The sequence below is a fragment of the Xanthomonas sp. 3058 genome (assembly GCF_014199765.1).
Lineage (GTDB): Bacteria > Pseudomonadota > Gammaproteobacteria > Xanthomonadales > Xanthomonadaceae > Xanthomonas > Xanthomonas campestris_B.
This window is the reverse complement of sequence record NZ_JACHOF010000007.1, coordinates 143,270-157,430: the sequence shown is the minus strand read 5'-3', so window position 1 is coordinate 157,430 and position 14,161 is coordinate 143,270. Positions and strand designations below refer to the sequence as shown.

Genomic DNA, 14,161 nt, shown 5'->3' with positions numbered 1-14,161 from the left:
ATCGTCATGCAGTCCATCCATTCCCGTGCACGTATCGGCTCGCTCGCCCAGCGCGGACATGCACGCGGTTTCACCCTGGTCGAGTTGATGGTGGTCATCGTCATCATCGGCCTGCTCGCCACCGTGGTGATGATCAACGTGATGCCCAGCCAGGACCGCGCGATGGTGGAGAAAGCGCGCGCCGACGTCGCCGTGCTGGAGCAGGCGCTGGAGACCTATCGCCTGGATAACCTGAGCTATCCCACCACCGAACAAGGCCTGCAGGCCCTGCTCACTGCACCGGGCGGATTGACCCGGCCGGAGCGCTATCGCCAGGGTGGTTATATCCGCCGGCTGCCGGAAGATCCGTGGGGGCATGCGTATCAATACCGTCGTCCCGGCCGCAATGGCGGCTTCGACGTGTACTCGTTGGGTGCCGACGGGGCAGAAGGCGGCGATGCCGACAATGCCGATATCGGCAACTGGCGCTGAGTCACTGCCGTGCGTTTGCAACCGTCCATTGCAAGGCGACCACGCGTGCGCATGCCGCGCATGCGTGGCTTCACCCTGCTCGAACTGCTCGCGGTGCTGGTGATCACCGCGCTGGCCAGTACGCTGGTGGTGCTGACCTTGCCCGACACGCGGCGCGATCTGCAAGATCAGGCCGATGCGTTGGCCAGTGCGCTGGTCAATGCGCGCGACGAGGCGATCCTGGGCCTGCGCATGGTCGAGGTGACCATCGATGCCGGCGGTTACGCGTTTCGTCGTCAGGCGCAACAGCGCTGGGTGCCACTGGATGACAAACCGTTCGCTGGCGTGCGCTGGCCGGCCGGCGTGCAGGCGAGATTGCCGGCGGGCGGCAACCAACTCAGCGTGCGCTTCGATCCCACCGGCGCGGCGACGCCGCAACGCATTGCGCTGGCCGATGGCCGGCAGCAGGTGCAGGTGATGGTGGATGCTGCCGGCGTGGTGCGGGTCGATGCGCCACGCCAGTAATCCAAGACATAGCGCAGGATTCTCGCTGCTCGAACTGCTGGTCGCGCTGGCGATCTTCGGCATGGCGGTGGTGGGCTTGTTGAATCTCTCCGGCGAAAGCACGCGCACTGCGGTGGTGCTGGAAGAACGCGCGCTCGCGGCAGTGGTTGTGGAGAATCAGGCGATCGAGGCGATGCTTGCGCCCACGGCCGCAGCATTGGCGCCGGCAGCCGGGCAGGAAACGCTGGGCGAACGCAGCTGGGACTGGCAGCGCCGGGCGCTACCGGCAGGCACTGCCGGCATGGTGCGCATCGAGGTGCAGGTGCGCGCGGCGGGCCAGGTGCAGGAAATCGACGGCCTGAGCGTGTTGCGGAGCACCGAATGAACTGCCGACGTCGCACTGCCGGCTTCACCCTGATCGAACTGCTGGTCGCATTGGCGGTATTCGCGCTGGTGGCTGCAGCGTCAGTGGTGGTGATGCGGCAGAGCATCGACCAGCGCGACGCCGTGCGCGCGCGCCTGCAGCAGATCCGCGAGTTTCAACTGGCCCATGGCCTGTTGCGGAGCGATCTGCAACAGGCTGCCGTGCGGCGGACCCGCCATCGCGATGGTGGCGCTGCACGCACGGCATTTGTGGCCAGCCCGCCGGGCGTGTCCGGACCCTTGTTCGGCTTCGTGCGACGCGGCTGGAGCAACCCGGATCAGGCGCCGCGCGCGTCCTTGCAATATGTCGAGTACCGCGTCATCGATGGCCGGCTGGAGCGCAGTGCGCGTCCTGCGCTCGACGGCACGGCGGCCGGCACACCACAGGTATTGCTGCGCGGCGTTCGTTCTGCGGCGGTGGCGTTTCACTATCGCGCGCAATGGAGCGACGGCTGGAGTGGCGGTCTGGAAGCGCTGCCGGATGCGATAGCGCTGGAGTTGGAGTTGGAGCAATGGGGGCGCGTGCGCCAGTTGTTCCTGCTGCCGGAGGGGCGCGGATGAAGGTGCTACGTTCCAGTCGCCGGCAGCGCGGCGTCGCGTTGCTGACGGTGTTGTTGCTGGTTGCGGTGATGACGCTGCTGATGGTCGCGGTGCTGGACGACCTGCGCTTCGGCCTGCGCCGCAGCGGCAATGGCGAAGCGATGACCCAGGCGCAGTGGTATGCGCTGGGCACCGAAACCATCGCGCGCCAGCGCTTGCAGGCGTTGGCCAGGCGCGATCCGTTGCGTACCACGTTGGACGGCGGTTGGAGCGATCAGCCGATCAGCTTCCCGCTGGACGATGGCCTGGTGAGCGTGCGTCTGCGCGACCGCGGCGGCTGCTTCAACCTCAACAGCGTGGTGTTCGGCGCCACCGAGCAATGGCAGCGCAGCGACGCTGGCGCACGCCAGTACCGCGCATTGCTGGAGGTGCTTGGCATCGCACCGCAACAGTCACAGGCGTTGACCGATGCGCTGGTGGACTGGATCGACAGCGACAGCCAGCCCGGTGCGCAAGGCGCCGAGGACGATCGCTACGTCCAGTCAGCGGTGCCGTCACGCACCGGGGCCGCCTTGCTGGCAGGCGTCAGCGAGCTCCGCGCCATCGTCGGCTACACGCCACAGGTGATCGCGCAACTGCGGCCGTATGTGTGCGCATTGCCGGAAGGGCGGTTATCGCCGATCAACATCAATACCCTGCGACTGGAAGACGCGCCGGTGCTGGTGGCATTGAGCGACGGGGCGCTGGAATTGCCGGCGGCACGACGTGTCATCGCGGCGCGGCCGGCCGGCGGCTGGCGCGACGCCAAGACGTTCTTGAGCCAGCCTGCATTGATGCAGGCCGGTCTTTCCGATGCGGTGTTCGAACAATTGCAACTGCGCACCTCCTACTTTTCTCTTCTCAGCCAGGTCGACCATGCCGGCGCGCAGGTCGTGCTGGATGCCTTGCTGCAGCAGGAACCGGCCGGCCGCGTGCGGCTGGTGGCACGCCAATGGAGTTCCGACGAATGAGTACCACCCTGGTGTTGCTGCCGGCCGACGCGGCCACCGAGGCCATCGCTGTGCGCGTTGATGCGCAGGGGCGGGTACTGGCGCAGGGCACCGGCGGCGCGTTGCACGACCCCGCCGCGCGCACCGTGTTGGTGGTGCCGGGTACGCACGTGCATCTGCGTTGGATGCGCTTGCCGGGCCGCAGCGTCGCCCAGTCGGTGGCTGCCGCACGCCTGCAATTGGCCGAGCATCTGGCCACCGATGCGCAAACGGTGCATGTGGTGATTGCCGACAGCGCCGACGCCGACGGCATGCGCCTGGTCGCCGCAGTGGAGGCGGAGGTGATGCAACAGTGGCTGGAGCGCGCGGCACGCCTGGGCGTGGTGCCCGACGCGGTGGTGCCGGAGTGTCTGTTGCTGCCTGGCGCAGACGCCGACCACGCGGCCACGCTCGTGCAGTGGGATGGGCGCTGGCTAATGCATGGTGCGCAGATGGCCTGCAGTCTGGAGCCGCCGCTGGCCGAGCTGCTGCTCGCCACGCAGCCAGTTACGCCGTCGCTGCCACCGAACCCCGATCCGCAGCATGCCATCGCACTGTTCGCACGGCATGCCGCGGTGGTGCCGATCAATCTGCGGCAACACCGGTTTGCCGCGCCAACCCAGGCGCGCGCCGGCCTCACCACGCGCAAGCTGGCGATCCTGCTTGTGGTGCTGGCGATTTCCCCGTTGCTGCTGTTGCTGGCGCAGACCGTGCGGTACGAGACCGGGGCGCAGCTGCTGCAACGGCGCAGTGCAGCCATGCCTGGCGTGCAACCACCTGCCGATCCGCATGCGGCCGCAACGCCGCAGCATGGCGCTGCCACAGCGAGCACGTTCGCCACGCAACTGGCAACGCTGTTTGCGGCCGTGGAGGCCGTACCGGGTGCAGAACTGGACACGCTGGCGTATCGGCACGCCGGCCCGCTACGTGTCACCTTGGTGCATGACGACGCGGCCCAGTTGCAGCAGCTGTCTGCACAGTTGAGCCGCGCCGGTTGGCAGTTGCAAGCCGGCGCCAGCCAGGCGCAGGACGATAGAGTGCGTACCCCGCTGCAACTGGAGCCACCGCGATGAGCAACCTGCAGCAGCGCACGCACGCTTGGTGGCAGGCGCGCGCACCGCGCGAGCGGATCATGCTCACGGTCATGCTGCTGGCGGTGGCCGCATGCGTAGCCTGGTATGCCGTGGTGGTGCCGTTGCGGCATTGGCACAGCAGTGCGCAGGCGCGCTATGACCTCGCCGCGCAGGCAGCGCTGCGCGCGCGCGCCACACAGCGCAGCGCGTCCGGCCCTGTTCCACTTGCGCGTGTCCTGCAGAGCGCGCAAGACGCCGGCATCGCCATCACCAGGCAAGGCCGTAGTGCGACCGGCGCGCTCGAACTGCAGATCGATGCGGTCGCCAGCGCCGTCTTGTTCGCCTGGCTCGAGCAACTGCGCCAGCGCGACAACCTGGCCCCAAGCGAGCTCACCATCACCCGCCGCGATGGCCAGTTGCAGGTGCGTTGCGTGTTCCCGGAGGTGGCAGCATGAACGTCGTCCGTTGGATGTTGCTGGTCCTGGCGTTGCTGATCGGTGGCGTGATCGCTACCTTGCCGCTGCGCTGGGTGCTGCCCACCAGGGATTTGCCGTTCTCTGCGCTGGACGTGCAGGGCTCGGTCTGGAACGGCACCCTGCGTGCGGTGACCTGGAACACGATGGAGCTTGGCGATGTCGGCGTGCGCCTGCATCCGTTGCCGCTGCTGCGCGGCGAGCGCAAGCTGCAGCTGAGCTCGGCCAGCGCACATCTGGTAGCGCTGCAGGGCGCACGTCACGGCGTGGAGCAGGCCAATGGGCGGCTGTTGCTGCGCAAGCCGGGTGGGGTGACCTTGATGGATGTGTCGATCGACCTGCGCGATGTGCGTGCGCTGTTCGACAGCACGCGCTGCATGCAGGCCGGCGGCGACGTTGCGGTGCAGCTCCTGCCCAACGAACGCGGCGAAGCGGTGGGGCTGTTGCCGCTACGGCTGCGGGGTAGTCCGCAGTGCGTGGACGCGGCAGTGGTGCTGGCGCTGATGCCCGATGGCGGCGTGCCCGAGGGCATGCAGCTCAGCGCCGAGTTGCGCCTGCAGCGCGATGGTCGCTGGCAGTTGCAGTCGCGCGTGGACCCGGGCCAGGACGCCGCGCTGGCCATGGGCCTGCAACTGCTCGGCTTTGCCGCCACGCCCGAACGCATGCTGGTGCGCACCGATCAAGGGCAGCTGTACTGAGGCGAGCTTGCGCTGCACGCCAATGTGCGCAGCCTTACCCGCCTGCGGTGAGTACGCGCATGCGCCTGTCTGGAGTTTGTCGGTGGTCCGTACCGGCGATGGAGCGACGCGATCGCTGACAACGTTGTCTCCAGCTGATTCGCTTGAGTCATCCGTTCCCCGGCGCGCCATGCTGGCGAGGCACGCTTGCCCGCTTCGACCGTGCTGATGCGTGTGATTGACGCACTGTGACCTGGTTCGCAGCAGCTACAGGGAGCCGGCCGCCGGCCGCAGCGCCACGATTGGTCTGGTCTCGATAAATTGGTAACTGACTGGTCCCATGACAACGATGCCCCGCGTCGATCCGCCTTCCCCCACGCAGATTGACGAAATCCCTGCTGGAAAAGGCTTCGTCATCGGGTATCCCGTTCCGGCAGACGCTTTCATCAGTGACTGTTGACACAATCTTTTAAAGACCATAAGAATCGAAACCACTGAATTGGTATTTGCCAATCAGGACCGTTGATCAGCAACGGTTTGCGGTGTCCGGTCCTGGGAAGGGGGCGTGACATCGGCACCCACGGGGGGCCGTACGGGGTGTTTGCAAACAACAGATCGCAGGCGGTTCCGGATATCCGGGGCGGCTGGCCTGTGCGCGTCGGGTGGTGTTTGCCGCCGTGTCGGTCTGTTGATCGCTGGTCAATCGGAATGCCAGTCGCGTTGTCGTCCAGCCATTCCAACCAGGAACTCCTATGCCGTCCGTGTCCCGTGCCGCCGTGCGCTGTTGCTCGCCTTCCTCCCTGTCCATTGCCATCGCACTGTCGCTGCTTGCCTGTGGCGGCGCAGCGCAGGCGCAGGAGTCGCCGCCTGCCGATCCTGCGCCGATTTCCCAGCTCGACACGGTCAAGGTCACCAGCTCGTACCAGAAGAGTCTGATCACTGCGATGGACAACAAGCGCGACGACGTGCGCATGACCGATGGCATCTCGGCGCAGGACATCGGCAAATTCCCCGCCGAAAATATCGCCGAAGCGATCCAGCGCATTCCCGGCGTGCAGATCTCCACCATCAACGGGCGTGGCTCCACCATCAGCGTGCGCGGTCTGGGGCCGCAGTACTCGGCCACCACCATCAACGGACAGGTGATCAAGAGCGCCGATTTCACCGATGGGTTTCGCTACGACATCATCCAGCCGGAAGTGGCCGCCGGGATCGAGGTGATCAAGTCGCCCTCGGCGGACATGGATGCCGGCGGCCTGTCCGGCACGGTCAACATCAACACCACCAAGCCACTGGACTATCAACAGACCAAGCTGCTGTTCTCGGCCAAGACCCAGTACGCCGAATTCGCCGGCGGCTCGCCCACGCCCAAGGGCGTGCTGACCTATATCGACCAGTTCAAGGTCGGCGACGGCAATGTGGGCGTGTTCCTGAGTGCCGGCTATCAGAAGCTCAAGGACCGCGCCGATTATCTGTGGATCGACCGGTGGTATACACAGGAAACCGACGCCGGCACGTTGTATATCCCGCGCCGTCCGCGCTATCGCTCGATCGAGCGCGAAACCACGCGCAAGATGTTCAACGGCGGCTTGCAGTGGAAGCCCAACGACCAGCTGGAAATGAACCTCACGGCGCTGTATTCGCAGGACAGGACCGCCAACGACATGAATCAGCTGGTGTACTCGTTCGAGCGCAACCCGCTGACGGTGCTGCAGACCAACGGACTGACCGCCACCCAGGTGTCGGCATCGGACTACTGGCTGGAAAACAATCGCCAGATCGAACAACACGACCTGTCCACGCAGTTGCTCACCTACGACTTCAAGTGGAAGGGCGATGCCTGGACCCTCAGCGGCGCGGCCAACTACACCCAGGGCAAGACCGACGAGAACGAACGCGCGGCGATCCTGGGCCGCAAGCCGACCTCGACACTGCTGGATACCTCCAATTCCGACGCGATCTCGCTGACCACCGATGCCGACGCCACCGATGCCAGCGCCTGGGACAAGGCCAATCTGGTGCGCAGCGAATATCCCAACGGTTCCATCCAGTCGCTCAGCAACAAGGAATGGTCGCTGCAACTGGATGCCGAGCGGTATCTGGACATGGGCGCGTTGAATGCGGTGCGCTTCGGTGCCAAATACCGCCGCGAAACCTTCGAGCGCGACGTGCGCCGGCGCGATTTTCTGTATCTGCTCAGGACCGGTGCCGTCTCCGGTTTCGACATGTTCCCGGAACTGTCGGCCGCCAACAGCACGGTCAATAATTTTCTCGACGGGCAGCTCGCCTCGCAGGACAGCTGGGTCACCCCGGACATCGACGCCTATGCGCGCTCGCTGGCCGCTGCGGGCATCACCGTGCCGGTGCTGTTCGCGCCGCAAAGCAGCTACAGCATCGAAAACGATATCTCGTCCGCGTATGCGATGGCGCGCATCGATACCGATATCGGCAGCATGCGCCTGCGCGGCAATGTCGGCATGCGCTACGAAAACACCAAGCGCACCACCGATACCTACCTGACCCAGGCGCAGGCCGCCAGCGACGATGCCAACCTGGTGATCGGCACCGCGCGTGCGCCGTACGAATATTCCAACTGGTTGCCCAGCTTGAATCTGGTGCTGGACATGCGCGAGGACCTGCTGCTGCGGTTTGCCGCCGCCAAGGTGCTGGTGCGGCCGATTCTGGACAGCAATACCGCCATCGCCTCGACGATCTCCACCGGCACCAACACCGGCGGCACCACCACGTTTTTCGTCACCCAGGGCCAGACCGACCTGAAGGCGCTGACCGCCGAGCAGGCCGACCTGAGCCTGGAGTGGTACTACGGCAACGGCGGCGCGCTGACCGTGGCCGGGTTCTGGAAGAACATCAAGAACGGCACCTTCAACAGCATCGTATGCCCGACAACGTTCAACGGCACTGCGCTGTCCAGCAATGCGGCCGGCGATTGCGTGGACAGTGGCGGCGATATCTACGAGATCACCGCCACCGCCAACGATCCGAGCAAGGTCAAGATCCGCGGTTACGAGCTTGGCTGGACGCAATCGCTGGATGCCTGGTTGCCGATCGACGGCTTCGGCGTGACCTCCAACTTCACCCGGGTGATTCCGCAGCGCGGCACCGCGTTCCAGATCCGCAACCTGTCCGAACAGACCTGGAACGCCACCGCATACTGGGAGAGCGAACATTATTCGGCGCGCGTCTCGCTCAACCATCGCAGTGAGTACGAACAGGACAGCAGCGACAGCTTCTTCGCCCGCGAAGGCCATACCATGAAGGCGCGCACGCAGCTGGATGCGGTGCTTGGCTATCAGGTCAACGACAAGCTGAGTTTCCAGCTAGGTGGCCTGAACCTCACCAACCGCACCGAGGAGGCGTACAAGGACATCCCCAGCCGCTGGCAAATGACCGGCGTCACCGGCCGCAGCTACTACCTGTCGATGCAGTGGGACATGCTTTGATGGTGGCTGAGCGATCGCTGCGCCAGCGTGTAGCGCTGCGTGCGGCAGCAGGCAGCGCATGCGTCGCTGCGGTGGCTGTGCCGGCACCTGACCTACCGGACGCCGCTGCGCGACGCCTGCTGCCTGGCGCGCATGCGCTGCGGTCGATTCGGTGCTGCCATGCGCAGGCGTGATTTCCTCGCCGGAAGCGTCTGTGCCTCGTCGCTGCTCGGCGTTCCGGCGTTGGTACCCGGCATGGCGAGCGCTGCCTCGGGGCGCACGGGCAGCAGCGGGACACCGCGTCCCGCGCCAGTCGCAGCGGCCACAGCGGACAACGGCCAATGGCTGGATCTGGACGAAGGCTGGCGCTTCCATGCCGGCGACCTGCCGTTCCCGCCGTTGGTCGGGCAGGACGAGACCTACGACAATGCCAAGGCGGGCCGGGCCTGGGGCGCGGCGGCACCGGACTTCGACGATACCGGCTGGCGACAGCTGCAACTGCCGCATGATTTTGTGGTGGAACAGGCGGTAAGCGCCGACGCCAATATCGCGCAAGGCTATCGCCCGCGCGGGATTGCCTGGTATCGGCGCACGCTGCGGCTGGACGCGTCCGTGCGCGGCCAGGCGCTGGAGCTGCGTCTGGACGGCATCGCCAGCCACGCCACCGTGTGGGTCAACGGCATGCTGATGGCGCGCAGTTGGAGCGGCTACAACGGGCTGGTCATCGACCTCACGCCGGTCGCGCGTTACGGCAATGCCTTGAACAGCATCGCCATCCGTGTCGATGCCGAGGCGATGGATGGCTGGTGGTACGAAGGCGGCGGCATCTATCGGCACACCTGGCTGGTGTTGCGTGCACCCCTGCATATCGCCGGCGATGGCCTGGCAGCGGTGCCGCGCGAGGGTCCGGGCGACGTCTGGCAGATGCCGGTGCAGCTGGAGCTGGTCAACAGCGGCCAGCAGCCTGCCGAGGCATGGGTGGATGTGGCGCTGCACGACGCACACGGTGTTGTGGTGGCGCACGGCGAGACGCAACTGCGCGTCGCCGCGTTCGGTAACGCGCAGGCCGCGATCAACCTGTCGGTGCCGCAGCCGCAGCGCTGGAGCGTGGACACGCCGGTGCTGTATCGCGTGCAGGCCAACGTGCGCGGCGCAGACGGCCGCAACGATCGTGCCGAGTGCGACATCGGTTTTCGCAGCCTGCGCTTCGATGCCGACCACGGCTTCTTACTCAATGGTCGCGCGCTCAAGATCAAGGGCGTGTGCCTGCATCAGGACCATGCCGGCGTCGGCGTGGCACTGCCCGATGCGTTGCATGCATTTCGTCTGCAGCGCCTGAAATCGATGGGCTGCAATGCCATCCGCCTGCATCATGCGGTGGCGCCGGAACTGCTGCAGGCCTGCGACCGGCTCGGCATGCTGGTGATGGCCGAGAACCGCCTGTTCAATCCGGCGCCCGAGTATGTGGCGCTATTGCGCAACATGGTGCGGCGCCAGCGCAACCATCCCAGCGTGTTCCTGTGGTCGCTGCTCAACGAAGAGCCGCTGCAGGGCACCGCAGTCGGTTACGCGATCATGGCGCGCGCCGCCAGCGCCGTGCGTGCGCTCGACGACACCCGCCCGATCACCGCCGGCATGAACGATGGCATGTTCGCCACGCGCGGCGCGGCCGATGTGGTGGATGTACTCGGTTTCAACTATCGCCAGTTCAACTACGACCGCGTGCATGCCGCGCGGCCGCGCACGCCGATGCTGTCCAGCGAGGACACCAGCGCCTTCCAGACGCGTGGCGCCTGGTTCACCGACCTGGACGCGCACGTGGTGGCCGAGGACGACAGCCTGGCGGCCGACTGGGGCAATACCCATCGGCGCGCCTGGCAGCTGATCGCCGAACGCCCGTTCGTCGCCGGCAGTTTCGTGTGGACCGGCTTCGATTATCGCGGCGAGCCCACGCCGTTCGAATGGCCGTCGGTGGGATCGTTCTTCGGCATCATGGACCAATGCGGATTTGCCAAGGGGGCGTATTGGTTGCGCCGTGCGTTGTGGATCGACGACGCGCCGGTGCTGCACCTGTTGCCGCACTGGAACTGGCGCGGACGCGAAGGCCAGCCGATCAAGGTGATGGCGTTCTGCAATGCCGCGCAGGTGGAGCTGTGGCTCAACGGCCGCTCGCTGGGAAAACAGGCGGTGGATCGCGCGCAGATGAACCGGTGGCAGGTGGACTATGCGCCAGGCGTGCTCGAAGCGGTGGCCTGGCGCGACGGGCGCGAGGTGGCGCGAACGCGGGTGGAAACCACCGGCGCAGCGGTCGCGCTGCGGCTCACGCCCGACCGCACGCAGCTACGTGGCGATGGTCGCGACGCGCAACCGCTGACGCTGGAAGCGCTGGATGCGCAGGGCCGCCACGTACCCGATTGCAATGCGTTGCTGACGCTGCAGATCAGCGGCGGCCGCTTGCTGGGCGTCGGCAATGGCGACCCGAATGCGCATGCCGCCGATCAGAGTACGCAGGTGGCCTTGTTCAACGGGCTGGCGCAGGCGATCGTGCAGGCCGGGCGCGGCGCTGGCGTGCTACGGCTGCAGGCGCGTAGCGCAGGCCTGCGCGATGCGGTGGTCGAGATCGCACGCGTGGCAGCCCCGCTACCAGCCACAGTGCCGATCGTGGCGCCGGTGATGGTGGTCGAAAGCTGGCGCCACACCGCTGCCTTCGCGCAGCCGCCGGCACCGGATCTATCGCGCCGCCCCAACGACAACAACAGCTGGAGCAATACGCTGCCCGGCACGTTGGAAACCGCCCCCGAACGCGCTGGCTACGTGTTGTACCGCACCCAGTTCACGCCCTGGCAAGGCGTGCAGGCCCACGGCGGCACGCTCGATCTGGGCCGGCTCAGCGGGCCGGCGCAGGTGTTTCTGGATGGCCGCGCGGTCGCGCAGGCGGCGGCCGGCACGCCGATCACATTGGCGCTTGCACCCGCGACCGGCGCGCGCACGCTGGCGGTGATCCTGCAGGTCGCTGCCGATCAACCGTTTGGATTCCACGACGTCGTCACCGTGCATTATCGGAACTCGCCATGATCGCCTCACTGTTTTCCCTGTCGTCGCCCGCGCGCCTGTTCGCCGGCGCCGTGCTGAGCGCGCTGCTCGCCAATCCCGTCACCGTGCTGGCCACGCCGCCTGCGCAGGCGGTGCTGCAGCGCCTGATCGGCGCGCGCGCCGCCCAGTTCGAGATGACCGTGGCACCGCGCGGCGATGGCGCAGACTGGTACCGCATCGATGCCGGTGGCGACACGGTGCGCATTGCCGGCTCCTCGCAGGTGGCATTGGCGCGTGGCGCCTACGCGTATCTGGGTCAGGCCGGCGCGGCCTCGATGAGTTGGGAAGGCGACCGCGTGGCGCTGCCGGCGCAATGGCCTGCCTACAACAGCGGCCAGGTGCGTACGCCGTTTGCCCATCGCGCCTATCTCAATACCTGCACCTACGGGTACACCACGCCGTTCTGGGATTGGCCGCGCTGGCAGCGCGAGATCGACTGGATGGCACTGCACGGCATCGACATGCCGCTGGCCATGGAAGGGCAGGAAGCCATCTGGCAGGCGCTGTGGCGCGAGTTCGATGTGGGCGATGAGGCGCTGGCGGAGTATTTCTCCGGCCCGGCCTTCACCCCTTGGCAGCGCATGGGCAATATCGAAGGCTATCGTGCGCCACTGCCGCAGCAATGGATCGACAGCAAGCGCGTGCTGCAGACGCAGATCCTCACGCGCATGCGCGAGCTGGGCATGCAACCGGTGCTGCCGGCGTTTGCCGGCTACGTGCCCAAGGCGTTCGCGCAGGCGCATCCGAAGGCGCGCATCTACCGCATGCGTGCCTGGGAAGGCTTTCACGAAACCTATTGGCTGGATCCGCGCGATCCATTGTTCGCCAAGGTCGCGCGGCGGTTCCTGGAGCTGTACACGCAGACCTATGGCGCAGGCGAGTTCTATCTGGCCGATGCCTTCAACGAAATGTTGCCGCCAGTGGCCGACGATGGCAGCGATGTGGCCGCCGCCAAGTACGGCGACGGCATCGCCAACTCCGACGCCGCACGCGCCAAAGCGGTACCGCCAGCGCAACGCGATGCACGCCTGGCCGAGTACGGGCAGGCGTTGTATCGCTCCATCGCGCAGGTCAACCCGCAGGCCACCTGGGTGATGCAGGGCTGGCTGTTCGGTGCCGACCGCGACTTCTGGCAACCGCAGGCGATCGCCGCATTTCTCGGCAAGGTGCCCGATGCGCGGTTGATGGTGCTGGACATCGGCAACGACCGCTATCCCGGCACCTGGAAGGCCTCCCAGGCCTTCGACAACAAGCAGTGGATCTACGGCTACGTGCACAACTACGGTGCCAGCAATCCGCTGTACGGCGACTTCGCGTTCTATCGGCAGGATCTGCAGGCCTTGCTGGCCGACCCGGACAAACGCAATCTGCGCGGCTTTGGGGTGTTCCCGGAAGGCTTGCACAGCAACTCGGTGGTCTATGAGTATCTCTACGCGCTGGCTTGGGAAGGGCCGCAGCAGTCCTGGTCGCAATGGCTCGCGCAGTACACGCGTGCGCGCTACGGCCGCAGCGATGCAGCAGTGCTGCAGGCCTGGTCGGATCTGGAAGCGGGGATCTACCAGACCCGTTACTGGTCGCCGCGCTGGTGGAACAAGCGTGCCGGTGCCTACCTGCTGTTCAAGCGGCCGACGGCCGACATCGTCGGCTTCGACGACCGCCCCGGCGATCCGCAACGCCTGCGCCGGGCCATCGATGCCTTGCTGCAGCAGGCCGACCGCTATGCCGATGCGCCGTTGTACCGCTACGACCTGATCGAAGACGCGCGGCATTACCTCAGCCTGCACGCCGACCGCCAATTGCAGGCGGTTGTGCAGGCATACGACGCCGGCGACTTCGCCCGCGGCGATGCGCTGCTGGCGCGCACCACGCGACTGGTGCAGGGACTGGATGCATTGGTCGGCGGTCAACACGAAACCCTGGCCGACTGGACCGGGCAGGCCGCAGCGGCCGCTGGCAACGATGCCGGATTGCGTCGTGCCTATGTCGGCAATGCGCGTGCGCAGGTCAGCGTCTGGGGCGGCGACGGCAATCTGGCCGATTACGCGTCCAAGGCGTGGCAGGGCATGTACGCGGAGTTCTATCTGCAGCGCTGGACGCGCTTTCTGGGCGCGTATCGTGCTGCACGCAAGGCCGGCACGCCGTTCGATGCAGCGGCGGTCAACGCGCAGCTGGTCGCGTGGGAACGCGACTGGGCCGAGCAGGGCACGGCGCCGCAGCGCCAACCACCGCGCGACCCGCTGAAGCTGCTGGGTCGCTTGCTGGCGCAGGTGGATGCGCAACAGGGCGTCCGCGGCGACGTGCAAGGCGAGAGTCAGGGCACCACGCATGGCGCGGCCGAAGGCGCCGTTCGATGATCGGCTGCGTGCCGCATAGCGTGGCCATGCAGGACGGCGATAGCGGCGATGCAATGCCGCAGTTCACCGGCGTCATGTGCGCACCTGGCACACCGCGGTGGATCGG

General features: G+C 66.6%; 11 protein-coding genes. All 11 read left to right on the top strand.

What is annotated here, in order from left to right; genetic code table 11:
• Window positions 1-6: 6 nt before the first annotated feature.
• The 11 genes from gspG to GGR61_RS11530 all read left to right on the top strand — a co-directional run bounded on the left by gspG (window position 7) and on the right by GGR61_RS11530 (window position 14,055).
• Window positions 7-471: a type II secretion system major pseudopilin GspG gene (gene gspG, locus GGR61_RS11580; RefSeq protein WP_184407718.1), complete on the top strand. Its 465-nt coding sequence runs from the start codon at window positions 7-9 to the stop codon at window positions 469-471.
• Window positions 472-522: 51 nt separating this feature from the next.
• Window positions 523-975 carry a GspH/FimT family pseudopilin gene (locus GGR61_RS11575; RefSeq protein ID WP_260287580.1) on the top strand — a complete coding sequence of 151 codons (453 nt, stop codon included), beginning with the start codon at window positions 523-525 and terminating at the stop codon, window positions 973-975.
• Complete coding sequence (gene gspI, locus GGR61_RS11570) at window positions 959-1,339, top strand: type II secretion system minor pseudopilin GspI (RefSeq protein ID WP_184621459.1); 381 nt, start codon at window positions 959-961, stop codon at window positions 1,337-1,339. The genes GGR61_RS11575 and gspI overlap by 17 nt, the downstream gene beginning before the upstream one ends.
• Window positions 1,336-1,938, top strand: coding sequence for a type II secretion system minor pseudopilin GspJ (gene gspJ, locus GGR61_RS11565; protein WP_184621458.1), 603 nt, complete (start codon window positions 1,336-1,338; stop codon window positions 1,936-1,938). Before gspI ends, gspJ begins: the two co-directional genes overlap by 4 nt.
• A complete protein-coding gene (gene gspK / locus GGR61_RS11560; protein WP_184621457.1) occupies window positions 1,935-2,927 on the top strand; it encodes a type II secretion system minor pseudopilin GspK in 993 nt (330 codons plus the stop codon). The genes gspJ and gspK overlap by 4 nt, the downstream gene beginning before the upstream one ends.
• Entirely contained in the window at window positions 2,924-4,018 is a 1,095-nt protein-coding gene (gspL, locus tag GGR61_RS11555) for a type II secretion system protein GspL (protein ID WP_184407713.1), read from the top strand. The genes gspK and gspL overlap by 4 nt, the downstream gene beginning before the upstream one ends.
• The gene (gene gspM / locus GGR61_RS11550) at window positions 4,015-4,473 is read left to right on the top strand and encodes a type II secretion system protein GspM (RefSeq protein WP_184407712.1); all 459 of its coding nucleotides are present in this window, start codon (window positions 4,015-4,017) and stop codon (window positions 4,471-4,473) included. Before gspL ends, gspM begins: the two co-directional genes overlap by 4 nt.
• Window positions 4,470-5,189, top strand: coding sequence for a type II secretion system protein N (gspN, locus tag GGR61_RS11545; protein WP_184621456.1), 720 nt, complete (start codon window positions 4,470-4,472; stop codon window positions 5,187-5,189). The genes gspM and gspN overlap by 4 nt, the downstream gene beginning before the upstream one ends.
• A gap of 731 nt (window positions 5,190-5,920) precedes the next feature.
• Window positions 5,921-8,629, top strand: a complete 2,709-nt coding sequence (locus tag GGR61_RS11540) for a TonB-dependent receptor (RefSeq protein WP_184407710.1) — start codon at window positions 5,921-5,923, stop codon at window positions 8,627-8,629.
• A 159-nt stretch (window positions 8,630-8,788) separates the two neighbouring features.
• On the top strand, window positions 8,789-11,683 hold the full coding sequence (gene galA, locus GGR61_RS11535) for a beta-galactosidase GalA (RefSeq protein WP_184621455.1): 2,895 nt from the start codon (window positions 8,789-8,791) through the stop codon (window positions 11,681-11,683).
• Window positions 11,680-14,055: an alpha-N-acetylglucosaminidase gene (locus GGR61_RS11530; protein ID WP_184621454.1), complete on the top strand. Its 2,376-nt coding sequence runs from the start codon at window positions 11,680-11,682 to the stop codon at window positions 14,053-14,055. Before galA ends, GGR61_RS11530 begins: the two co-directional genes overlap by 4 nt.
• The last annotated feature ends 106 nt before the right edge of the window (window positions 14,056-14,161 follow it).

What these genes read in the sequence shown, in the direction of transcription:
- gspJ (WP_184621458.1), top strand. Translation starts at nt 1,336, where the DNA reads ATGAACTGCCGACGTCGCACTGCCGGCTTCACCCTGATCGAACTGCTG.
- GGR61_RS11575 (WP_260287580.1), top strand. Translation starts at nt 523, where the DNA reads ATGCCGCGCATGCGTGGCTTCACCCTGCTCGAACTGCTCGCGGTGCTG.
- galA (WP_184621455.1), top strand. Translation starts at nt 8,789, where the DNA reads ATGCGCAGGCGTGATTTCCTCGCCGGAAGCGTCTGTGCCTCGTCGCTG.
- GGR61_RS11540 (WP_184407710.1), top strand. Translation starts at nt 5,921, where the DNA reads ATGCCGTCCGTGTCCCGTGCCGCCGTGCGCTGTTGCTCGCCTTCCTCC.
- gspK (WP_184621457.1), top strand. Translation starts at nt 1,935, where the DNA reads ATGAAGGTGCTACGTTCCAGTCGCCGGCAGCGCGGCGTCGCGTTGCTG.
- GGR61_RS11530 (WP_184621454.1), top strand. Translation starts at nt 11,680, where the DNA reads ATGATCGCCTCACTGTTTTCCCTGTCGTCGCCCGCGCGCCTGTTCGCC.
- gspI (WP_184621459.1), top strand. Translation starts at nt 959, where the DNA reads ATGCGCCACGCCAGTAATCCAAGACATAGCGCAGGATTCTCGCTGCTC.
- gspN (WP_184621456.1), top strand. Translation starts at nt 4,470, where the DNA reads ATGAACGTCGTCCGTTGGATGTTGCTGGTCCTGGCGTTGCTGATCGGT.
- gspM (WP_184407712.1), top strand. Translation starts at nt 4,015, where the DNA reads ATGAGCAACCTGCAGCAGCGCACGCACGCTTGGTGGCAGGCGCGCGCA.
- gspG (WP_184407718.1), top strand. Translation starts at nt 7, where the DNA reads ATGCAGTCCATCCATTCCCGTGCACGTATCGGCTCGCTCGCCCAGCGC.
- gspL (WP_184407713.1), top strand. Translation starts at nt 2,924, where the DNA reads ATGAGTACCACCCTGGTGTTGCTGCCGGCCGACGCGGCCACCGAGGCC.